Origin of the sequence: Mesorhizobium sp. M0816, from assembly GCF_040320005.1 — a bacterium.
Classification (GTDB): Bacteria; Pseudomonadota; Alphaproteobacteria; order Rhizobiales; family Rhizobiaceae; genus Mesorhizobium.
This window is the reverse complement of sequence record NZ_JAMYOT010000008.1, coordinates 106,477-128,166: the sequence shown is the minus strand read 5'-3', so window position 1 is coordinate 128,166 and position 21,690 is coordinate 106,477. Positions and strand designations below refer to the sequence as shown.

Below are 21,690 nucleotides of genomic sequence, written 5' to 3'. Positions count from 1 at the left end.
ACGCGATTCAGGCTGCGAGAAATTCCGGGTTCTGCTTCACCAGCGCCGCCTTGAGCTTTTCCATGGCGCGCGCCTCGATCTGGCGGACACGTTCCTTGGAGATGCCGAGCGTCTCGCCGAGCGCTTCGAGCGTCGCGCCCTCGTCGCTCAGCCGGCGCTCCTCGATAATCCTGAGTTCTCGCGCATTGAGCGCGCCGAGCGCCGTCTTCAGCCAGAACGAACGGCGTTCGACGTCGATCGTATCGCCGACGACCTCATCGGGCAGCGGGTCATCCGAAACCAGGAACTCCATCCGCTCGGTTGCGCCCGCATCGTCGGCTAGCGGCGTGTTGAGCGAGCTGTCCGGCGCCGAAAGGCGGGAATCCATCATCGCCACATCGGCCTCCGATACCCCGAGAGCCGCCGACACTTCGCGGTAGAGCGTGGCATTCGACATCTGCTCGGCGCCGTTTGCCAGGCGGGCGCGCAGACGCCGCAGGTTGAAGAACAGCGCCTTTTGCGCCGAGCTAGTGCCGCCGCGCACGATCGACCAGTTGCGCAGGATATAGTCCTGCATCGAGGCGCGAATCCACCAAGTCGCGTAGGTCGAGAACCGCACCTCGCGCTCGGGCTCGAAACGGGCCGCTGCCTCCAGCAGCCCGACATGGCCTTCCTGGATCAGGTCGCCCAGCGGAAGGCCGTAGTGGCGAAACCGCGACGCCATGGAAATGACCAACCGCATATGCGCGACGGTGATGCGGTGCAGCGCGTGCTGGTCATTGTTTTCCTTCCAGCGCAGCGCCAGGAGATGCTCTTCGTCACGTTCCAGATAAGGGGCTTTCATCGCCGCGCGAACCATGGTCCGTCCTGCACTGTCTTCCATCATGCCGCGCTCCTGCTCCAGGCGTTGCGGTGCGATCGAATCGTGAGTTGGCGCCGATGGTTGAAATGGCGGCGCCGCGCCCTACAACAGCGAAGAACGTGCCATGCGGGGGAATGTTCCCCCGGACTGTCATGTCGAGTGCGCTGTTCCAGGCGATTCGCCACCGGCCTTGACTCAGCCGGATGGCGCCCGGAGATGCTGGTTGAGAATTGGATTTCAAGGACGCGAGATTTTTGAAATTTAGTTTCTTATTCTGGCATCGCGCATCTGTCATTTTCCGGCACTCGCAATGACGCCGGACATCGGCCAAGGACGGGATCACAGAAAAATGAAATGGCTCAAATCGCTCATGATCGCCGGAACGCTGCAGGTTCTGGCCGTCGCCGCCAGTCATGCCGGCGCCAATCTCGACCAGATCAAGCAGGCCGGCGTCTTCAAGGTCGGCACGGAAGGAACCTATGCGCCCTTCACCTATCATGATGCTTCCGGCGCGCTGGTCGGCTTCGACGTCGAGATCGCGCGGGCCATCGCCGAGCGCCTCGGCGTCAAGGCCCAGTTCCTCGAAGGCAAATGGGACGGGCTGATCGCCGGTCTCGATGCCAACCGCTACGATGCCGTCATCAACGAGGTCGGCATCACCGAGGCGCGCAAGGCCAAATATGATTTCTCCGATCCTTACATCGCCTCCAAGGCGGTGCTGATCGTGCGCGGCGACAACACCGACATCAAGGGTTTCGCCGATCTCAAGGGCAAGAAGGCGGCGCAGTCGCTGACCTCGAATTTCGGCAAGCTGGCTGAAACCAACGGCGCCGAGCTCGTCGGCACCGACGGCTTCGACCAGTCGATCCAGCTGCTTCTTACCGGCCGCGCCGACGCCACCATCAACGACAGCCTGTCCTTCCTCGACTTCAAGAAGCACAAGCCCGACGCCAATGTGAAGATTGCCGCGCAGGAAGAAAACGCCGACTATTCCGGCGTCATCGTACGCAAGGGCGATCCGGAACTGGTGGCCGCCATCAATAAGGCGCTGGCCGACATCAAGGCCGACGGCACCTACCAGAAAATCGCCGACACCTATTTCGGCCAGGACGTTTCGAAGTAAAACGGCTTTCTCGTGTGGGCCGAACGCCGGCCCGCGTCGTTCATATCGCGGCGAGCTGTCTTTTGACGGCCCGCCGCTTTCGCGTGATATGAGCGACGGCAATCTGGCAAGGAGGAGCCTTCGTGCCGCACTGGCTGCAATTGATGCTGGAATCCCTGCCTACGCTGCTGTGGGCTGCACTGATCTTCACCGTGCCGTTGACGCTGCTGTCGTTTGCATTCGGTCTTGTCCTAGGCCTGGTTGTGGCGCTTGTCCGGCTGTTCGGTCCCAAACCGCTGGTCGCCGTGGTCCGCTTCTACGTCTGGATATTCCGCGGCACGCCGCTTCTCGTGCAACTGTTCCTTATCTTCTACGGCCTGCCATCGGTCGGCATCCTGCTCGACGCCTTTCCGGCAGCACTGATCGGCTTCACCTTGAACATCGGTGCTTATTCGTCGGAAATCATCCGCGCCGTCATCGGTTCGGTGCCCAAGGGCCAGTGGGAAGCGGCCTATTCGATCGGCATGACCTGGGCCCAGGCAATGCGGCGCACCATTCTTCCACAGGCGGGGCGCGTCGCCGTGCCGCCGCTGTCCAACACCTTCATCTCGCTGGTCAAGGACACTTCGCTCGCCGCCGCCATCACCGTGCCGGAGATGTTCCAGGCAGCGCAGCGCGTCGTCGCCACCACCTATGAGCCGCTGATCCTCTATGTCGAGGCAGCGGCCCTCTATCTGGTCATGAGCTCCGTGCTGTCGGCCTTGCAGGCGCGGCTGGAAACGCGGCTCAACCGTTATGGCGGCTTCCTGGAGGCGCGCGCATGATCGGCCTCACCAACATCGAAAAGCGTTTCGGCGACAATTTGGTGCTGAAGGGCGTCACCGTCACCATCGAGGAAGGCAGCGTCACGGCGCTTGTCGGGCCGTCGGGCGGAGGGAAGAGCACGCTTTTGCGCTGCATCAACCTGCTCGAGCTGCCGACTTCAGGCACGGTACGGATCGGCGACGATGCACTCGAATTCCACCCCGGCGGCAGGGTCTCGACCAGGGATATCCAGCGACTGCGGCTGCAGACCGGCATGGTGTTCCAGAATTTCCAGTTGTTTCCGCATCGCACCGCGATCGAGAACATCATGGAGGGGCTGGTGACGGTGCTGAAATGGCCCAAGGAAAGGGCGCGCGAACGGGCGCTGGCCCTGCTCGAAAAGGTCGGCATGGCGCACAAGGCCGACGCCTGGCCGGCGACGCTGTCAGGTGGCCAGCAGCAGCGCGTGGCGATTGCCCGGGCGCTGGCGCCTTCGCCGAAGGTCCTGCTCTGCGACGAGCCGACCTCGGCACTCGATCCGGAACTGGCGCAGGAGGTGGTCGACGTGCTCGGCAAGCTCGCCAGCGAGGGCACGACCATGGTGATGGCGACGCATGACCTGCGGCTCGCCTCCAAGATCGCGCGGGAAGTGGTGTTCCTCGATGCCGGCAACATCGTCGAACAAGGCCCGGCCGCGGTGCTGTTCAGCAACCCGGAACGCCAGCGGACCAAGCGGTTCATTGCCACGCTGAAGCACGAGGCGGAAAGGGAGGGCGGCGAAGGTTAGATATGCCCGTCGCCGGTCAGCTAAGACAAAAAAACCCGGCGCAAGGCCGGGTTTTTCTGAATTCGAAAGCAAAAAAGCTCAGGCGGCTTCTTCCTGCTCGGCTTCCTCGTTGTCGGCCTTGGCGCCGCGCTTCGGGCCCTTGTTGAGGTTCACCTCGATGAGGCGCACCGCTTCGGTCTCCGACATGCGGTTGACGGCCGCGATCTCGCGGGCCATGCGGTCAAGCGCCGCCTCGTAGAGCTGGCGCTCGGAATAGGACTGCTCCGGCTGGTTATCGGCGCGGTAAAGGTCGCGCACCACTTCCGAGATCGAGATCAGATCGCCGGAGTTGATCTTGGCATCATATTCCTGGGCGCGGCGTGACCACATGGTGCGCTTGACGCGGGCGCGGCCCTGCACGACCTTCAGCGCGCGCTCGACATAATCCTCTTCCGACAGCTTGCGCATGCCGATCGAGGTCGCCTTGGCGACCGGCACCTTGAGGCGCATCTTGTCCTTCTGGAAGTCGATGACGAACAGCTCCAGCTTGTGGCCCGCGACTTCCTGCTCATCGATCGAGACGATCTGGCCGACACCATGCGCCGGATAGACGATGTACTCGCCGGTCTTGAAACCGTGGCGCGCTGCGGTGGACTTCTTCTGCGGGGTGATCGTTGCCATTACGCCCTGAACTCCTTGTTGTGGTACCGGCATCGTGCCGGCCCGAACTCGTGCGACCGGGGTGACCGGTCCTTAGCCACACAACGATGAACTCACCGGAAAGGCCAGGACCGGCAAATCGCAACATTGCGACCGCCTGCCCCAGATCGCTCTGGTCCGGATTGAGAAATTCACCTTTCAGTGATTTGGGGCGTTTGCGCCATAAATCGACGTTGTGTCACCGGCATGTTTGGTTGATATAACACAAAAAGTCGGAAGAATCAAGGTTTTGCTGCACGCGCGAAGGCCACGCGCCGTCGCCGCCTGTCAAGGCAGTTAATGTATCACGTCTGTTACGCGGCGTCAGGCCGCCGCAGCCGGCAGGCTCGTCAGTCGCCTTCGCCGGGCTCGGCGGAGAAATATTTCTCGAACTTGCCAGTTTCGCCATCGAAATTTTTAGCGTCGGCCGGCGGCTCCTTCTTGGCGGTGATGTTGGGCCATTTGTCGGCATATTCGGTGTTGATCTGCAGCCATTTGTCGAGGCCCGACTCGGTGTCGGGCTTGATCGCGTCGGCCGGGCATTCCGGTTCACAGACGCCGCAATCGATGCACTCGTCCGGGTGGATGACGAGCATGTTCTCACCTTCGTAGAAGCAGTCGACCGGACAGACCTCGATGCAGTCCATGTATTTGCATTTTATGCAATTGTCGGTCACGACATAGGTCATTGGTCGGCTCCGGGACGTCCCATTTTATTGGGCTTTTTTGGTGAGGTAACGCCTTTGTCCGCTGGTGGCAAGGGCGGCCCCTGCCAGCGGTGCCGCGGTTTCCGGAATGGAATTCCGGAAGGCCGGCAAAGCGGGCGTTCGACCTTGCTCAATCGTCGCCGAGCAGGTGGTCGGTCTGGCGGCGTTCCTTCTTCGTCGGGCGACCGCTGCCGGCCTCGCGCAACGGCGGCACCGCATCCGGAAGCGCCTCGCCCTTGGGCGCGGGGGGCGGCGACATGTCCTCGTAGAGTAGGCGGGCCTCTTCGGCCGGGCCACGCCGTACGCCGGTGCCAAGGACTTTCCAGACGAAGATCCGCCGCTCCAGCGTGATGGTCAAAACGTCGCCCGGCCGGACCGTATCGGAGGCCTGCGCTGCTTTGTCGCGATTGATGCGGACGCGTCCGGCGACGACCAGCTTGGCTGCCAGCGTGCGCGATTTTACCGCGCGCGAGAAGAACAGCCACTTGTCGATGCGCTGGCGGGCATCAGTGACCATTGGACGAGCAGCCTACTTCTTCAGCTGGTCGCGCAACGCGGCGAGCTTGGCGAAGGGCGAGTCCGGATCGAAGCGGACCGGGCGTTCCTCACGCGGCTTTGGCTGGAAGGCGGGCTTTGCGCCTTGGGCGCCGCCTTTGCCGTCCTGTCGGCCAGCCTTCCAGTCGGGCCGGTTTTCGCGCCGGTCCGGGCGTTCACCTTGCGGCTTGCCGGCGCGCTGTTCTGCCGCCTCGCCTTGCGGCCTGGGCTTGAACTTGCTGCGATCGAAGCGCGGCTTGCCGGCGCCGTCGCGCTGGTCGTGGCGCCCCTGACGGGCGGGCCGGTCGCCCGGCGTCGGTTGCCCGCCGGCATCTGCCGGCGCATCGCTGCGGCTGTCCGGCCCAGCTTGACCATTGCGCGCGCGATTGTCCCGATGATTGTCCCGGGGGCGGTTGTCATGCTGGCGATGACGCGGGCGCTGGTCGAAACGACCCTGCCGCCATAACAGGACAGGTTTTGGCTCCTCCGCTTCTGGAGCAGCTTCGCCGGAGACGGCTTCCGCCGTCGCTGCAGGTTCGGCCGGCGATGCTTCCGTAGTGTCGGAAACCGGCGGTTCTGCCGATGCCGCAGCCTCAGTTTCCGCCCCAAGTTCCGCCCTTGGCTCGGCCGCTGGTTCCGCAGGCGCTTCAGCAGTCGCCTCCGCGGCGGGCCGGGTCTCTTGCGTGACTTCTGCCGCAGCTTCAGGGGCTGGAGCTTCCGCGACAGGCTCTGCCGTCGCTTCGGTCACAGCTTCGGCCGCCGCCTCCGCAACAGGAGCCGCATCCGACACAGGTTCCGAAGCCTCCGCCGGCGGCTCTGCCGCGGCAGATGCTTCCGCCATCCTCGCCTGCTCGACTCGCGCAGCCTCTTCCGCCGCCTGCTTTGCAGCGGCAGCTTCACGCGCGGCATTGTCCTGTGCTTCGAGCCGCGCCTTGACCTCGGCCGCCGGTTTGGCATCGGCGCGATAGCCGAGTCCCTTCAGGATTTCTTCCATGTCGTCGGCGGTGGCGCCGAGAATCGACATCATCGGCGGCGTCACCATGAAGGACTGACCGTCATAGGCGCCGTCGGGGCGAGGGCCGAGGCCCGGCTTCCAGTTGGTCGCCGGCCGGATCAGGTCGGCCAGCCGTTCGAGAATATCGACGCGTACAGCACGCCGGCCAAGATTGCGGTAGCCGGCAAGCTTGTAGAAGGTCTTGTCGAAGGTCGGATCGATGACCACCGAGGTGCGGCCGGAGGCCAGTGCGTGAACGACATCGCCGAAGCCGGGCTTGTTCTTGCCGTCGTTTCTCAGCGCCCACAGCAGCGTTATCAGCCCCGCCGGCGCCGGTTTGATCAGCGCCGGCACGAAGACATGGTAGGCGCCGAAGCGCACTCCGAGACGGCGAAGCGCCGCGCGGCCTTCCTGGTCGAGGGATTTCATCTCGTCGGCGATGTCGCGACGGTTGATGAGGCCGAAATGCTCGACGAGCTGGAAAGCAATGCCGCGGCCGATGCCGGTGATCTGCTCCGCATTCTTGAGGTCGACCAGCGGCTTCAGCAGGGATTCGATCTGGAAGTTGACGAAGCGCTCGGCGCGCGCCGCAACCTTGTCGCGTGCCGGGCCGGTGAGTTGCTCGTCGGCGAGCAGAACGAGACGCGGCTTCAAAGCGTCTTCGCCGGCAACCAGCGTGCCGATCGGCGCGCCGATCCAGCGCAGCGTGCCATCCGAACCCAGCGCAATGTCGCCATTGGCAGAGGCGCCGAACCGCTCGGCCCGCGCTTCGAACTCGGCGGCAAGCGCCTTCTGCGCCGCCGCCCGCACCGCCTTGGCATCCTCGCCGCCGGCGCTCTGGTCGGCGGTGAAGCGGAAACCCTGCAGCTCGCCGACGTGATGGCCTTCGACGAGGACGGTTCCGGTTGGGCTGATTTCGGCTTCAGGCATCGTGTTTTCTCTAAGGCGCCGCATGAGGACGGAAGTCCTGCGGTCTACAAAACGTTTCGTCAACCGCTCATGCAGCGCATCCGACAATCTGTCTTCGATTTCGCGCGTCTTTTCCTGCCAGTGTGCCCGATCGGCCAGCCAGCCGGGCCGGTTGGAGACGAAGGTCCATGTGCGGATCTGGGCAATCCTGTGCGACAGCGTGTCGATGTCGCCTTCAGTGGTGTCGGCACGGCGCACCTGCTCGGCCATGTAGTTCTCGTCGACATGGCCGTGCCTGGCAAGGTCCATGTAGATGGAGGCGATCAAGTCGGCGTGCTGGGCCGGCGCGATCTTCCTGTAGTCGGGCAGCGCGCAGGCTTCCCACAGCAGCGCCACGCGTCTGGCATCGGTGGTGAGTGCCCGGACGTCCTCGTCGCGCGACAGATGCTCGAGCGCCTGCGCGTCTACTGCCGGCAGTGCGCGCGTCAGGCCTTCTACCGGGGCGTTGGTCTCAATCGAGCGCTTCAGCGCATCGAGGCTGGCGAAATCGAAATGCGCGGTACGCCACTGCAGCACTTTCACCGGATCGAAATCATGCGCCTCGATCTTGTTGACCAGTTCATCATCCAGCGGATCGACCTGGCCGGTGACGCCGAAGGTGCCGTCGCGCAGATGCCGGCCGGCGCGGCCGGCAATCTGGCCGAGCTCGGCCGCCGTCAGGTTGCGGTACTGGTAACCGTCGAATTTGCGATTCTGGGCGAAGGCAACGTGGTCGAGGTCGAGGTTGAGGCCCATGCCGATGGCGTCGGTGGCGACGAGGTAGTCGACGTCGCCCGACTGGAACAGCGCCACCTGGGCGTTGCGGGTGCGCGGGCTGAGTGCGCCGAGCACGACGGCGGCACCGCCCTGCTGGCGGCGGATCAGCTCGGCGATGGCATAGACCTCGTCGGCCGAGAAGGCGACGATCGCGGTGCGCCGCGGCAGGCGGGTCAGCTTCTTCGAGCCGACATAGGCAAGATGCGACAGGCGTGGTCGCGTCACTACCGACACGCCCCGCAGCAGGCGCTGCAGAATGCCGTGCATGGTGGCGGCGCCGAGCAGCAGCGTCTCCTGGCGGCCGCGCAGATGCAGGATGCGATCGGTGAAGATGTGTCCGCGTTCGAGATCGCCGGCGAGCTGGACCTCGTCGATGGCAACGAAGGCGGCGTCGGTCTCGCGCGGCATCGCTTCCACGGTGCAGACCGAGTATTTCGCGCCCGCCGGCTGGATCTTTTCCTCGCCGGTGATGAGCGCCACCTTATGGGCGCCGACCTTCTCGCAGACGCGCGTATAGACCTCGCGGGCAAGCAGCCTGAGCGGCAGGCCGATGACGCCGCTTTCGTGCGCCACCATGCGCTCGATCGCGAGATGGGTCTTGCCGGTATTGGTCGGGCCGAGCACGGCCGTCACGTCTCGACCCGACAGGATCAGCGGTTCAGTGTGTTTCGGATAGATGTTCATCGGCCTGGAAATAAGGCTCTCTGCCTCGCATTGTCGGGAGCGCGCCCATATTGGCCGCGTATGACAGGCGACACATAGGGATTTCGGGCGCGAAGCGAAAGCGGAATATGCCGAGGGCAGGCCGATTGGTTGGTTCGAAGCCAGAAAATCTGTTCCCGATTAACAGTTGGAACGAGTCTGGAACGAATCAGCGACGAATCACTGACTCGCGCTGATTCAGGGTTTGTTCACGGCTACATCTGGGTTTTCTGTCGGCGAGTCTCACCACATGCTGAATCACGGAAACTGGCCCGATTTATGCAAGTGGCATCCAAGCGAGCACTGCGGTTAACCTTTGCCGGTGAATGGTCGTGGCTGGCCAATCTGCTTCGCACAACATTATGAAATTATTGATGTTTCCTAACGCGCTTCAATCATTTCGAGGGTGTTTTCAGCTCTCGCCGTTAACGTTCCGCTCAAAGCCGGAACGAATCGGCGACGAATCAGAGATAGCCGAAGTTTCTTGGTTTGTTCACCGCTGCATGTTGTGTTGTGAACAGCTTTTCCACCGAGAATCCACAGGCTGCCGGGCGGTTTTTGCATAGGCTGCGCAGCGGCCGTTAACCTTTGCGTGCCGGATTGGGGCAGCGTGCCGCATCGAGATCTTGCAACGGGAAGACCGCTATAGAAACGGGCCGTTTTGCAGGCCCGTTCGTCCAAGCGCGTATCTGTCTCAACGTAAAGATAAACGATCAGGCGATGTACTGGCCGCCATTGGCTGATATGGTCGAGCCGGTGATGAAACCGGCATCGTCGGAAGCGAGGAAGACGACGCAGCGCGCGATTTCCTCCGGCTCGCCGAGACGGCCGACCGGGATGTGCGGGATGACGCGCTCGTTGAGGACCTTCTCGTCCATTGCCTTGACCATCTCGGTGGCGATGTAGCCAGGGCAAATGACGTTGACGGTGATGCCGGCGCGCGCGCCTTCCTGGGCCAGTGCCTTGGTGAAGCCGATATCGCCGGCCTTCGAGGCCGAATAATTGACCTGGCCGACCTGGCCTTTCTGGCCGTTGATCGAGGAGATGGTGATGATGCGACCGAACTTGCGGTCGCGCATGCCGCCCCACAACGGATGCGTCATGTTGAAGACGCCGGAAAGGTTGGTGTCGAGGACCTCTTTCCATTGCTCGCGCGTCATCTTGTGGAACATCGCGTCACGAGTGATGCCGGCATTGTTGACCAGCACCGAGACGGGACCGAGATCGGCTTCGATCTGTTTGATGCCGGCGGCGCAGGCCTCGTAGTCGGCGACGGACCATTTATAGACCGGGATGCCGGTCGCGGCCTTGAACTTTGCCGCCGCTTCTTCATTGCCGGCGTAGTTTGCGGCGACCGAATAGCCGGCGCTTTTCAAGGCGACCGATATCGCCGCGCCGATGCCGCGCGACCCGCCTGTGACGATTGCAACCTTTGTCATGCGTTTCCCTCCCAGAGTGAATGGTGAATGGGGAATGGGGAATGATTATTGCGTAAGCCCTCCGATCTTCCATTCACCATTCACAATTTGCCATTCATCCCATTGCTTCCACGCACATGGCAACACCCATGCCGCCGCCGATGCACAGCGTGGCAAGGCCTTTCCTGGCACTTCTGCGGCGCATCTCGTAGACCAGCGTGTTGAAGATGCGGGCGCCCGAGGCGCCGACCGGATGGCCGATGGCGATGGCGCCGCCATTGACGTTGACGATGGCCGGATCCCAGCCCATGTCCTTGTTGACGGCGCAGGCCTGCGCGGCAAAGGCCTCGTTGGCTTCGACCAGATCGAGGTCGCCAACCGACCAGCCGGCCTTGGCCAGCGCCTTGCGCGAGGAGGGGATCGGTCCCGTCCCCATGATCTGCGGGTCGACACCGGCGGTCGCCCAGGAAACGATACGCACCAGCGGTGTGATGCCGCGCCTTGCGGCTTCCGCTTCGGTCATCAGCACCACGGCGGCGGCGCCGTCGTTGATGCCGGAAGCATTGGCAGCAGTCACCGTGCCTTCCTTGTCGAAGGCGGGCTTGAGCTTGGTCATGGCATCGATTGTCGCGCCGTGGCGGATGTATTCATCCTGGTCGACTACGGTGTCGCCCTTCCTGCCCTTGACTGTAAAGGCAACGATCTCGTCCTTGAATTTCCCGGCTTTCTGCGCGGCCTCGGCCTTGTTCTGGGAAGCCAGTGCGAACTGGTCCTGGTCGTCGCGGGTGATCTGGAACTGGCGGGCGACGTTCTCAGCGGTGTTGCCCATATGATAGCCATAGAAGGCATCGGTCAGGCCGTCCTTGATCATGGTGTCGATCAGCTTGAAATCGCCCATCTTGACGCCACCGCGCAGATGTTGCGCATGCGGAGCCATTGACATCGATTCCTGGCCGCCGGCAACGATGATTTTTGCATCGCCCTGGGCGATCTGCTGCATGCCGAGCGCGATGGCGCGCAAGCCGGAGCCGCAGAGCTGGTTCAGGCCCCAGGAGGTCGCCTCCTGCGGCACGCCGGCGGCCATAGCCGCCTGCCGCGCCGGGTTCTGTCCTTGAGCCGCGGTCAGGATCTGGCCGAGGATGACCTCGTCCACCTCCTTGCCGTCGACGCCGGCACGGACCAGCGCTTCCCTGACGGCGACGGCACCCAATTCATGGGCTGGGGTGTTGGCGAAAGCGCCGTTGAAGGAGCCGACGGGCGTGCGTGCTGCACTGGCGACAACGATGGCGTTGGAAGCGGACATGTTCTTCTCCAGGCTTTCGGGGAACGATTTCGGGTGCCGTCGGGGACTTTTCTTGCCCTTTCCACAACCCGAGTCAAACCCGAAATGGGCATGGCGTCCCACTGCCGCAAGCATGCCGCCCGTCGCTGCAACGGCGGCCCATCCGTGCTGCGCAGCATAAAATGTTCCCGCACTGCACAAACTGCTTGGATTCATGACGCTTTTGCGCATATCCTTTAAAAAGGCGCAATCGTTACCGGCGGCTTACTTAAGCTGCCCGGTGTCCGGGGAGGATGCAGATGGCCGCAAAAGACGAACCTATTGTTATCAAGAAATATGCCAATCGCCGTCTCTACAATACGGGCACCAGCACCTATGTGACGCTCGAGGATCTCGCTGAAATGGTCAAAAGAGGCGAGGACTTTACTGTCCAGGACGCCAAGACCGGTGACGACATCACGCATCCGGTACTGACCCAGATCATCTTCGAGCTGGAGAACAAGGACGGGCAGAACATGCTGCCGATCCCGTTCCTGCGTCAGCTCATCGCCTATTATGGCGACCAGATGCAGATGATCGTGCCGAGCTTTCTCGAGCAGTCGATGCTGGCCTTCTCGAAGGAGCAGGAGCGCTTTCGCGAGCAGATGAAAGATGCCCTCGGCAAGTCGCCGATGGACATGATGAAGATCGCTACGCCGATCAAGGTGCTGGAGGAGCAGACGCGGCGCAACATGGAAATGTTCCAGAACGCCATGCGGCTGTTCACGCCGTTCCCGTCCGCGGGCTCGGCGCCGGCAGCAGCGCCGGCCGAACCGGCCAGGAAGGAAACGCCGGAAAAACCCGACGACCTTCAGGAGCTGAAGGAGCAGATCGCCGCGATGCAGCGCAAGCTCGACACCATGTCGTGATTGCCGGGGCGAGGCGCCGCGTCGAACCTTCGCTCAGGCGCCGCTGAGACTTCGCAAACAGCGCGGCTAGAGCTGCTCCGGCAGCGGCCCCTGGTAGCGGGCGCGTGGCCGGATCAGGCCGTTGCTTGTCACCTGCTCCACGGCATGCGCGGCCCAGCCGACGCTGCGGCCGAGCGCGAACAGGCGGAACGGCGCATCGGACGGCAAACGGAGACCGCGCGTCAGCGCGGCCAAAGCGAAATCGACGTTCGGGCGCATGCCCGTTGCCGCAAAGGCCGCATCGCAAAGCCGTAACAGCCCATCATCGACATCTATCGCGGCCAGCAACGGTTCCGCACGCGGATCGCCGTCGGGATAAAGCGGATGGCCAAATCCGGGCAGCGGCCTGTCGTGACCGAGCCAGCGTCCGACAGCCGCATCCGGCCCCAATCTCTGCGCATCTTCCGCCAGCATCATGACCGCCTCCGCGGCGCCGCCATGACGCGGACCGGAGAGCGTGGCGAGGCCGGCAAGCAGGCAGGCCGAAACAGGTGCACCGGTGGACGCGGCGACCCGCGCGGCGAAGGTCGATGCGTTCAATTCGTGATCGGCCAACAGTACCAGTGAGCGACGGATCAAGTCTGCGCCGGCCGCATCGAGCGACCATCCCCGCGCCAGCCTTTCGTGCACGGCACCAGTTCCGGGATTCGCGCCGAGCGCCTGGGCCAAAGCGGCGATGGCGCCGGCCGCATCGTGGTTGAGCGAAGCCGATCTTCGGCCGAGCGAAGGCCGGCCGTTGGCCGCCAACGCGGCCAATTCCGCGAAGGCAGCCGGCCGGCCAGTTGCGCCGTTGTCATGGCGGCTCGCCGAGACGAACGACACTGGTGCGCCAGATGCCCAAAGCAGGTTTGCCGTCTGCTCCAGCGTGGCAGCCTCGCAGAGAGCAACCGCATCCTGGCCGCGATAGACAAGGCGGCCATGCAAAACGGTCGAGATCGTGGTGGCGATCGCCGGCTCACCCCAGGCAATTGCACTTTCGGCGATTGCCTGGGGATTTCGGCCACGAGCCCGGCGGCTCGCCAGCGCCGCGATATCGTCGGCGCGATACTGGCTGCGGCGTGGATCCGCCCGGTCCGGCCGCACGCCGATGCGTCCGCGGCTGACATAGGCATAGAGGGTCTGGGCTCGCACCTTGAGACGCTCCAGGGCTTCGTCCCGCGTCAGCCACTCCGTCATGTCAGCCTTGTCATGTTGATTCCGTTGATCAAGATTGATGGTCGAGTCACCAACCCTTATCTTCCACCCGGAAAGGGTCAAGGAGAAAACCAATGGCGAATGGGCTCGATGATGTGGTGGCGGCGGAAACGGTGCTCTCCGATGTTGACGGTCTTGGTGGCCGCCTGACCATCCGGGGCCATTCGTTGCCCGAACTGGCAGGCCGCTGGAAATACGCCGAGGTGGTTCATCTGCTGTTCGACGGCTTTTTCGACGATCTTCCCGACGGCAGCGAGCTGGCGAACGCGATCGGTCGGGCGCGCAGCGAAGTGTTCGAGCAGATCAAACCCTTGCTGCCGTTTCTCGCATCCGTCGATATCTACAGCGCGATGCGCGCCGGTATTGCCCTGCTGCCGGATGGCGGCAAATTGTCGGACGCGCTGCGGCTGGTTGCGGCACCTGCCGTGCTGACGCCGGCCTTGCTGCGCTTGCAGCGCGGCGAAAGCCCGATTGCGCCCGATAGCAAGGCCGATCATGCAGCCGACATGCTGCGGATGCTGACCGGCATTGTGGCCTCGCCTAAATTGGCGAAGGCGCTCGATGCCTATCTCGTGACGGTTTGCGACCACGGCCTCAACGCATCGACCTTCGCCGCGCGCGTGGTCGCTTCGACGCAGGCCGGGCTTACTTCGGCGGTGCTGGCCGGGCTCGGAGCGCTCAAGGGGCCGCTGCATGGCGGCGCGCCAGGTCCGGTGATCGAGATGCTGGATGCGATCGAGGCGCATGGCGACGCCGCCGGCTGGCTGCGTGGCGAGATCGCGCGTGGCCGCCGCATCATGGGCTTCGGGCATCGCATCTACCGTGTGCGCGATCCGCGTGCCGACGTGCTGAAAGCGGTGGTGCGGCAGCTCGGCGCCAAGGGCGAAGCCGGCCACCGGCTGGCGTTTGCCGAAAGCGTGGAGCAAGCGGCGCTCGAAGTGCTTCTCATCGCCAAGCCGTCGCGCTCGCTCCAGACCAATGTCGAGTTCTTCACAGCGCTCCTGCTGGAAGCGGCGGGCTTTCCGAAAGAGGCGTTCACCAATGTCTTTGCTGCCGGGCGCGTCGCCGGCTGGATTGCCCATGCGCGCGAGCAGCAAACGAGCGGACGGCTGATCCGGCCGCAGTCGCGCTATATCGGGACGGTGCCGGACCTCGTCGCCTGACGAGCTTTCAGCGCATGCTTTGCGAAACGAGGCAACGACCTCTCTTAGGGGACGAGAGAGGTCTACATGACAAAAATTTCATGTCATTGCTCCACACATCCGCTGTTCTTGGGTGACAGAGAGCCTATATGCTGCAGTGCAGCATGGTTCCACGGGAGCCCGCCTCGAAAGGAATAAAGCCGCCTTGACCGCCAGAAAAACCGCCATCATCACCGGTTCCACCTCGGGCATCGGCCTGGCCATTGCTCACGCGCTCGCGGCCGAAGGCTGCAACGTCGTCGTCAATTCCTTTTCCGACACCGCCGACGATCACGCCATCGCCGACGCAATCGCGAAGCACCACCAGGTGAAGACCGTCTACGTCAAGGCCGATATGTCGAAGCCGGCCGAGTGCCGGACTTTGGTGGCGAAGGCAGCCGAGGCATTCGGCTCGGTCGACATCCTGGTCAACAACGCCGGCATCCAGCATGTCGCGCCGGTCGAAAGCTTCCCGATCGAGAAATGGGATACGATCATCGCCATCAACCTGTCATCGGCCTTCCACACCATCGCAGCCGCCATCCCGTTGATGAAACAGGCCGGTGGCGGCCGGATCGTCAACGTCGCCTCGGCCCACGGCCTTGTCGCCTCGCCGTTCAAATCGGCCTATGTCTCGGCCAAGCATGGCATTCTGGGCCTGACCAAGACGGTCGCCCTGGAGCTGGCGCGCGACAAGATCACCTGCAATGCCATTTGTCCCGGCTATGTGTTGACGCCGCTGGTCGAGGCGCAGATCCCCGACCAGATGAAGGCCAACAAGATGGACCGCGAGACGGTGGTCCGTGAGGTCATGCTCGAAAAGCAGCCTACCAAGGAGTTCGTCACCGTCGAGCAGGTTGCGGCGGCCGCGGTGTTCCTATGCTCGGATGCGGCGGCGCAGATCAACGGCGCGCACATCTCTGTCGATGGCGGCTGGACCGCTCAGTGAGGCTTCCAGCGGTCAAGGGCCACGCCATGCCGAAAAATGGCAAGGCGGAAGAGCCAAAGAAGATCAATGTCGCGCTGCAAGGCGGCGGTTCGCACGGGGCGTTTTCCTGGGGCGTGCTCGATCGGCTGCTCGAGGACGGGCGCCTCGACATAACGGCGGTTTCGGGCACCAGCGCCGGCGCCATGAATGCCGTGGCGCTGGCCGACGGCTTTGTCCGCGGCGGTGTCGAGGGCGCGCGGCGGAAGCTCGACGATTTCTGGCGTGCGGTGGCGGCAAAGGGCCGCTTCAGCCCGGTACAGCGCATGCCTTGGGACGTCGCCTGGGGCAATTGGTCGATCGAGAACACGCCCGGCTATTTCCTGTTCGATACGATGTCTCGGGTATTTTCGCCCTATGTCGCCAATCCGCTCGCCATCAATCCGCTGCGCGACGTGGTCGAACGTGAGATCGATTTCGACAATGTGCGCGCCTGCAAGTCGATGGAACTGTTCATTTCCGCTACCAATGTCGAGACCGGCCAGTTGCGGGTCTTCTCGGACGGCGAGATCGACCTCGACACGGTGATGGCGTCGGCCTGCTTGCCGCAATTGTTCCGTGCCGTCGAGATCAAGGGCGTGCCCTATTGGGATGGCGGTTATGGCGGCAACCCGGCACTGTTCCCGTTCTTCAAGACGGCGGCCACCGAGGACGTGCTTTTGGTGCAGATCAATCCGGTGGTCCGCGAGGGAACGCCGAAGAGCGCCAATGAGATCCAGAACCGCATCGACGAGATCACCTTCAATGCCGGGCTGTTGCGCGAATTCCGCTCGATCGCCTTCGTCAAGGAACTGATCGCCGCCGGCCGATTGCCGCACGGCGAATATCGCGACATCCGCATGCACCGCATCGATGCCGACGAAGCGTTCAAGGATCTGTCGGCATCATCCAAGGTCAATGCCGAATGGGCGTTCCTTGCCTATCTGCGCGACCTCGGCCGCACCGCAGCCAGTGATTGGCTGGAAGAAAATTATGACGCCGTCGGCAAGCGGCCGACGATCGATCTGTCCGGCGAACTCGACGACGGCTTGAAGCCGGTGCGCGGGCCGGCGCCGGGCCGGCGGGTCAAGGAATTTCTTGCGGCGCGCAAGCAGCCCGAGGCCGCCCGCCGTCCGGCCTAGCTGCTTCGCAAGCAGATGGCATTCGCAATCCGTCAATCATCCTGACACTTGCTGCCATACCGCTGTTTTGGCGATCAACAGCCGATGCTGCAGCCGCATCTTTGCGGACAAAGCAACAACCCATCAACTTTTCTGACTATATTGCGATGCAACTTTGAGGTAGAAGCGCGCTTCGCCGATCACGGCAATTTGAATACGGCCTCGCGCGCACCCATATCGGCGACGCGCCCCAAGTAGAAGATGCGGCCTGGCCGAACCCCGCGCACTGGAAAAAATGACGATGCCGAAATTCAGGTTTCACAAGCTTGCAGCCATTGTTGTGCTCATCGGGTTCGCCGGCTGGATGGCGACAGGCGAATTCTCGTCCGTCGGCAGCGCGTCCGCCGACAACAAGCCCAAGGCAGGAGAGGTCGAGCAGCCCAAGGCAGCCGACGCAGGCAAGCCCCAAACTGGCAAACAGGGGGCTGCCAAGCCGGGGACTGCCGAGGCGGAACAGCCCAAGGCGCCGTTACGCACGGTCGCGGTCATAACCCCGCCGCGGCGCACCTATGCACGCGCTATCCGCATTTCCGGACTGACCGAAGCCGATAAGCGCGCCGTCCTGGCGACACGCGTCGCCGGCGTCATCGACAAGCTGCCGGTCAAGCAGGGTCAGCACGTCAAGACCGGCGACCTCATCCTGATGCTTGCCGCCGAGGAAAAGATCTCGGCGGTCGACAACGCCAAGCAGCTTGTCGTGCAACGTGAGGCCGAGCTGGCTGCGGCCCTGCGGCTGATGAAAACCGGCAATCTGCCCAAGCTGCAGCTCGATACGGCCCGTTCCAACCTGACGCTGGCCAAGTCGCAACTGGACGCAGCGCAAGCCGAGCTCGACCGCAACGAGGTGAAGGCGCCCTTCGACGGCGTCATCGACCGGGTGCCGGTGGAGCTTGGCAGTTCCGTCATGCAGGGCGGCGAGGTGGCGACCATTCTCAAGCTCGATCCGGTGATCGCACGCGGCGAAGTCAGCGAACGCGATCTCGGCTATCTGAAGATCGGTGACGAAGCCAATGTGCGCCTGGTCAGTGGCCAGACCGTCAAGGGTACGGTGCGCTACATCAGCCGGGATGCATCTTCGGCAACCCGTACCTTTCGGGTTGAAGTCGCTATCCCCAATGCCGATGGGTCCGTACCGGCCGGCATGACGGCAGAAATTGCGCTCAGCGCCCAGCCGACCGACGCCGTGATGCTGCCGCGATCGGTGGTGACGCTCGGCGACAAGGGCGACCTCGGCATCCGCGCCGTCGACAAGGACGACAAGGTCGTGTTCTTCCCGATCGATCTAGTCGACGACACGCCAACCGGCCTGGTGCTCGGCGGCATTGCGGCCGACGCCCGCATTATCGTCGCCGGCCAGGAGCTGGTGAAGGAAGGCGAGGTGGTCAAGCCGGTCGCAGCCGACCAGGCGACCATTCAAAAGCTGTTGGGCGAAGCGACGGCCGGGACGCAGTAATCATGGACATCGTCAAACTTGCTATCAGCAATGCCCGGCTGACCATTGCGGTCCTGGTCTTTCTCATCCTTGCCGGTGCGGTCGCCTACCAGTCGACGCCGAAGGAAGCGGAACCGGATGTTCCGATTCCGATGATGTATGTCAGCCTGATCTACCAGGGCATCTCGCCGGAAGACTCCGAGCGCCTCCTGCTGCGGCCGATGGAAGCCAAGCTGAAGAGCCTGAAAGGCCTCAAGGAGATGCGCTCGGCCGCCTTCCAGGGCGGCGGTTATGTGCTGGTCGAATTCCAGCCACAGACGGATCTCGCCACCGCGCTGCAGGACACGCGCAGCAAGGTGCAGGACGGCAAGGCCGACCTGCCGCAAGCGGCTGAGGAGCCCGTGGTCTCCGAGGTCAACATCTCCGAGTTCCCCGTCCTGGTCGTGACGCTGTCGGGCGAGGTGCCCGAGCGCGTGCTGACGGCGGCGGCGCGCGAGCTGCGCGACCGCATCGAGGAAGTGCCTGGCGTGCTCGAGGGCTCGCTGCAGGGTGCGCGCGACGACCTCGTCGAAGTTGTCATCGATCCGATGAAGCTGTCTTCCTACGGGCTGCAGCTCGACCAGTTGATCGGTGCGGTCGGCGCTTCCAACAGTCTTGTCGCCGCCGGCAACATCGAAGGATCCGAGGGCAAATACGCGGTCAAGGTGCCCTCGCTTATCGAGACGCCAGAGGATGTGGCGGCGCTGCCGGTCGTCGCCGGCCCCAATGCGGTGGTGCAGGCCAAGGACATTGCCACCATCCGCTCCACATTCAAGGACGCCGAGACGGTCACCCGCCTCGACGGCAAGCCGGCGATCGCCATCGAGGTGAAGAAGCGCATCGGCTCCAACCTGATCGATACGATTGGCAAGGTCAGGGAGGTGTCCGACGCCTTCATCAAGACGATGCCGGAGGGCATGCACGTCACCTACACGCAAGACAAGTCCGTCTTCGTGAACCAGTTGCTCGGCGACCTGCAGAACCACGTGATGATCGCCGTCATCCTGGTGTTCATCGTCATTCTCTACGCGCTGTCTGGCCGTGCCTCGCTGCTGATCGGATTGGCCATCCCCTCGTCCTTCCTGATCGGCATCCTGTTGCTGGCAATGATGGGCTACACGATCAACATGATCGTGCTGTTCAGCCTCATCCTGGCGGTCGGCATGCTGGTCGACGACGCCATCATCGTCACCGAATTCGCCGAGCGACGCATGAGCGAGGGCATGCCGAAGGAGCAAGCGTTCGCGCTTGCCGCCAAGCGCATGGCCGGCCCGGTCATCGCGGCGACGATGACGCGCATTGCCGCCTTCTCGCCGCTGTTGTTCTGGCCGGGCATTATCGGCGACTTCATGAAATACATGCCGATCACGCTGATCGTGACGCTCTCGGCCTCGATGCTCTATGCGCTGGTCTTCGCGCCGACGCTGGGCGCGATATTTGCCAAGGCGCCGGCCCATCACCCCGACGACAATCGCGACGGCTGGTACATGGCCGTGGTCAAGCAGGCGGTGCATTATCCCATCACCGTGCTTGTCCTCACTGTGGCGCTGTTGTTCGGCGTCGGCTACGCCTATTCGAAATTCGGTGCCGGCGTCGAATTCTTCCCGAATGTCGAGCCTGACTACGGCCTGCTCTATGTCCACGCCCGCGGCAATCTTTCGCTTGCCGAAATGGACGCGGCCACCAAGACCGCGGAAAATCGACTGCTCGGTTGGCCGGGCGTGAAGTCTGTCTATACCCGTGTCGGCAAGACGCAGGGCGGCGGCCAGGATGTTCCGGAAGACGTGGTTGGCGTGATCCAGTACGAATTCGTCGACTGGCGCGAGCGTAAATCGGCGAACTCAATCCTGGACGAACTGCGCGGCGTTATGGCCGGCATTCCCGGTGTCGACGTCGAGGTTCGCGTGCCGGAAGCCGGCCCGCCTACCGGCAAGCCGATCCAGATCAGGCTTTCGGCCGTCGATCCGAAGGGCCTTGACGACAAGGCCCGCGCCGTCGCCGCGCGCATAGCCAAGGTGCCCGGCGTCATCGATATTTCCGACGGCCTGGCGCCGCCCGGCGTCGACTGGGCGCTCGAGGTCGATCGCGCCAAGGCGGCGCAGTACGGCATCAGCCCGACTGCGGTCGGAACGGTGGTGCAACTGGTGACCAACGGGCTGAAGCTCAGCGAATACCGGCCCGCTGGCGCCGACGATGCAGTCGACATCAGGCTGCGCCTGCCCGAGGATCGGCGCACGCTGTCGACGCTCGACGAACTCAGGGTGCAGACCGCTCAAGGCTCGGTGCCGATCTCGAACTTCGTCGTGCGCAAGCCGGAGCCGACGGTCGGTATCCTCAACCGCATCGACGGTGCGCGAACGGTCGTCGTCCAGGCCAACGTCGCTGCCGGCGCCCAGGTGGCTGCCGTCCAGCAGGAGGTCACCAAAGCTGTCGCCGACATGAACCTCGGCAGCGGCATTCGCTGGAAGCTTGCCGGTTCGAATGAGGACAGCGCAGAGGCCGGTGCCTTCCTCAGCAAAGCCTTCGGTGCGGCGATCTTCCTGATCTTCATCGTGCTTCTGGCGCAGTTCAACAAGTTCACCAGCGTCTGGCTGGTGCTGTCCTGCGTGGTCATGGCGACGATCGGCGTGTTCCTCGGGCTGCTGCTGACGGGAGAGGCATTCGGCATCGTCATGTCGGGCATCGGTGTCATCGCGCTGGCCGGGGTGGTGGTGAACAACAACATCGTGCTGATCGACACCTATGACCGGTTGCGCGAAGAGGGCTGGGACAAATACGAAGCCGTTCTGCAGACCTGCCGCGAACGTGCCCGTCCGGTGGTGCTGACGGCGGTGTCGGCGATCCTCGGCGTGCTGCCGATTGCTTTCGGCCTCGGCCTCGAAATCTTCCATCACGAGACGACGATCAACGCGCCGTCGACGCAATGGTGGATTTCGCTGTCTTCGGCGATCGTCTTCGGGCTGTCCTTCGCCACCGTGCTGACGCTGGTGGTGACGCCGTCGATGCTGATGGTGTTTACTCGCGCCAAGGTCAAACCCGGTGCGCGTCGTGGCTGGTTCAGTCGCCTGTTGGGGCGTCGAAAGGCCGAAATCCCGTCGAAAGGCCTGGACGCCGATCTGGGTGCCGAACCGGCGATCGCCTTCCCGAAGGCCGCCGAATAGAGTCCGGATCGCCATCC

General features: G+C 63.4%; 17 protein-coding genes. 9 read left to right on the top strand and 8 right to left on the bottom strand.

The genetic code is table 11. From position 1 onward, the window contains the following. Positions 1-7 precede the first annotated feature (7 nt). The gene (locus NKI17_RS14600; protein ID WP_352906214.1) at positions 8-865 is read right to left on the bottom strand and encodes an RNA polymerase factor sigma-32; all 858 of its coding nucleotides are present in this window, start codon (positions 863-865) and stop codon (positions 8-10) included. A 325-nt stretch (positions 866-1,190) separates the two neighbouring features. Between NKI17_RS14600 and NKI17_RS14595 the strand changes: the two genes are divergently transcribed. From NKI17_RS14595 to NKI17_RS14585, 3 genes are all read left to right on the top strand, one after another. Beyond that, entirely contained in the window at positions 1,191-1,964 is a 774-nt protein-coding gene (locus tag NKI17_RS14595) for an amino acid ABC transporter substrate-binding protein (protein ID WP_352906212.1), read from the top strand. Positions 1,965-2,086: 122 nt separating this feature from the next. Then, positions 2,087-2,767 carry an ABC transporter permease subunit gene (locus tag NKI17_RS14590; RefSeq protein WP_352796538.1) on the top strand — a complete coding sequence of 227 codons (681 nt, stop codon included), beginning with the start codon at positions 2,087-2,089 and terminating at the stop codon, positions 2,765-2,767. Beyond that, positions 2,764-3,534, top strand: coding sequence for an amino acid ABC transporter ATP-binding protein (locus NKI17_RS14585; RefSeq protein WP_352452513.1), 771 nt, complete (start codon positions 2,764-2,766; stop codon positions 3,532-3,534). The genes NKI17_RS14590 and NKI17_RS14585 overlap by 4 nt, the downstream gene beginning before the upstream one ends. A gap of 78 nt (positions 3,535-3,612) precedes the next feature. On the opposite strand, the gene NKI17_RS14580 is transcribed toward NKI17_RS14585, so the two are convergent. The 6 genes from NKI17_RS14580 to NKI17_RS14555 form a co-directional block, all read right to left on the bottom strand. Then, a complete protein-coding gene (locus NKI17_RS14580; protein WP_006327799.1) occupies positions 3,613-4,194 on the bottom strand; it encodes a CarD family transcriptional regulator in 582 nt (193 codons plus the stop codon). A gap of 368 nt (positions 4,195-4,562) precedes the next feature. Beyond that, a complete protein-coding gene (fdxA, locus tag NKI17_RS14575) occupies positions 4,563-4,901 on the bottom strand; it encodes a ferredoxin FdxA (RefSeq protein WP_023680554.1) in 339 nt (112 codons plus the stop codon). A 148-nt stretch (positions 4,902-5,049) separates the two neighbouring features. Continuing rightward, positions 5,050-5,436 carry an RNA-binding S4 domain-containing protein gene (locus tag NKI17_RS14570; protein ID WP_023680553.1) on the bottom strand — a complete coding sequence of 129 codons (387 nt, stop codon included), beginning with the start codon at positions 5,434-5,436 and terminating at the stop codon, positions 5,050-5,052. A 12-nt stretch (positions 5,437-5,448) separates the two neighbouring features. Continuing rightward, positions 5,449-8,856, bottom strand: a complete 3,408-nt coding sequence (locus NKI17_RS14565) for a helicase-related protein (RefSeq protein ID WP_352906209.1) — start codon at positions 8,854-8,856, stop codon at positions 5,449-5,451. A 731-nt stretch (positions 8,857-9,587) separates the two neighbouring features. Beyond that, positions 9,588-10,313, bottom strand: a complete 726-nt coding sequence (gene phbB / locus NKI17_RS14560; RefSeq protein ID WP_023678447.1) for an acetoacetyl-CoA reductase — start codon at positions 10,311-10,313, stop codon at positions 9,588-9,590. A 94-nt stretch (positions 10,314-10,407) separates the two neighbouring features. Then, positions 10,408-11,595, bottom strand: coding sequence for an acetyl-CoA C-acetyltransferase (locus NKI17_RS14555; protein ID WP_352696845.1), 1,188 nt, complete (start codon positions 11,593-11,595; stop codon positions 10,408-10,410). 278 nt (positions 11,596-11,873) lie between these two features. On the opposite strand from NKI17_RS14555, the gene phaR reads away from it, so the two are divergent. Further along, entirely contained in the window at positions 11,874-12,482 is a 609-nt protein-coding gene (phaR, locus tag NKI17_RS14550; RefSeq protein WP_352454871.1) for a polyhydroxyalkanoate synthesis repressor PhaR, read from the top strand. Between the two features lie 66 nt (positions 12,483-12,548). On the opposite strand, the gene NKI17_RS14545 is transcribed toward phaR, so the two are convergent. Beyond that, positions 12,549-13,697, bottom strand: coding sequence for a citrate/2-methylcitrate synthase (locus tag NKI17_RS14545; protein WP_352634179.1), 1,149 nt, complete (start codon positions 13,695-13,697; stop codon positions 12,549-12,551). A gap of 92 nt (positions 13,698-13,789) precedes the next feature. On the opposite strand from NKI17_RS14545, the gene NKI17_RS14540 reads away from it, so the two are divergent. The 5 genes from NKI17_RS14540 to NKI17_RS14520 all read left to right on the top strand — a co-directional run bounded on the left by NKI17_RS14540 (position 13,790) and on the right by NKI17_RS14520 (position 21,673). Further along, positions 13,790-14,878, top strand: a complete 1,089-nt coding sequence (locus NKI17_RS14540) for a citrate synthase/methylcitrate synthase (protein ID WP_352634177.1) — start codon at positions 13,790-13,792, stop codon at positions 14,876-14,878. Positions 14,879-15,062: 184 nt separating this feature from the next. Continuing rightward, the gene (locus NKI17_RS14535) at positions 15,063-15,845 is read left to right on the top strand and encodes a 3-hydroxybutyrate dehydrogenase (protein WP_352696842.1); all 783 of its coding nucleotides are present in this window, start codon (positions 15,063-15,065) and stop codon (positions 15,843-15,845) included. Between the two features lie 26 nt (positions 15,846-15,871). Beyond that, positions 15,872-17,002 (top strand): patatin-like phospholipase family protein, encoded by a 1,131-nt coding sequence (locus NKI17_RS14530; RefSeq protein ID WP_352572011.1) that lies wholly within the window; start codon positions 15,872-15,874, stop codon positions 17,000-17,002. Positions 17,003-17,282: 280 nt separating this feature from the next. Continuing rightward, the gene (locus NKI17_RS14525) at positions 17,283-18,494 is read left to right on the top strand and encodes an efflux RND transporter periplasmic adaptor subunit (RefSeq protein WP_352724341.1); all 1,212 of its coding nucleotides are present in this window, start codon (positions 17,283-17,285) and stop codon (positions 18,492-18,494) included. Between the two features lie 2 nt (positions 18,495-18,496). Next, entirely contained in the window at positions 18,497-21,673 is a 3,177-nt protein-coding gene (locus NKI17_RS14520; RefSeq protein ID WP_023678455.1) for an efflux RND transporter permease subunit, read from the top strand. Positions 21,674-21,690 lie beyond the last annotated feature (17 nt).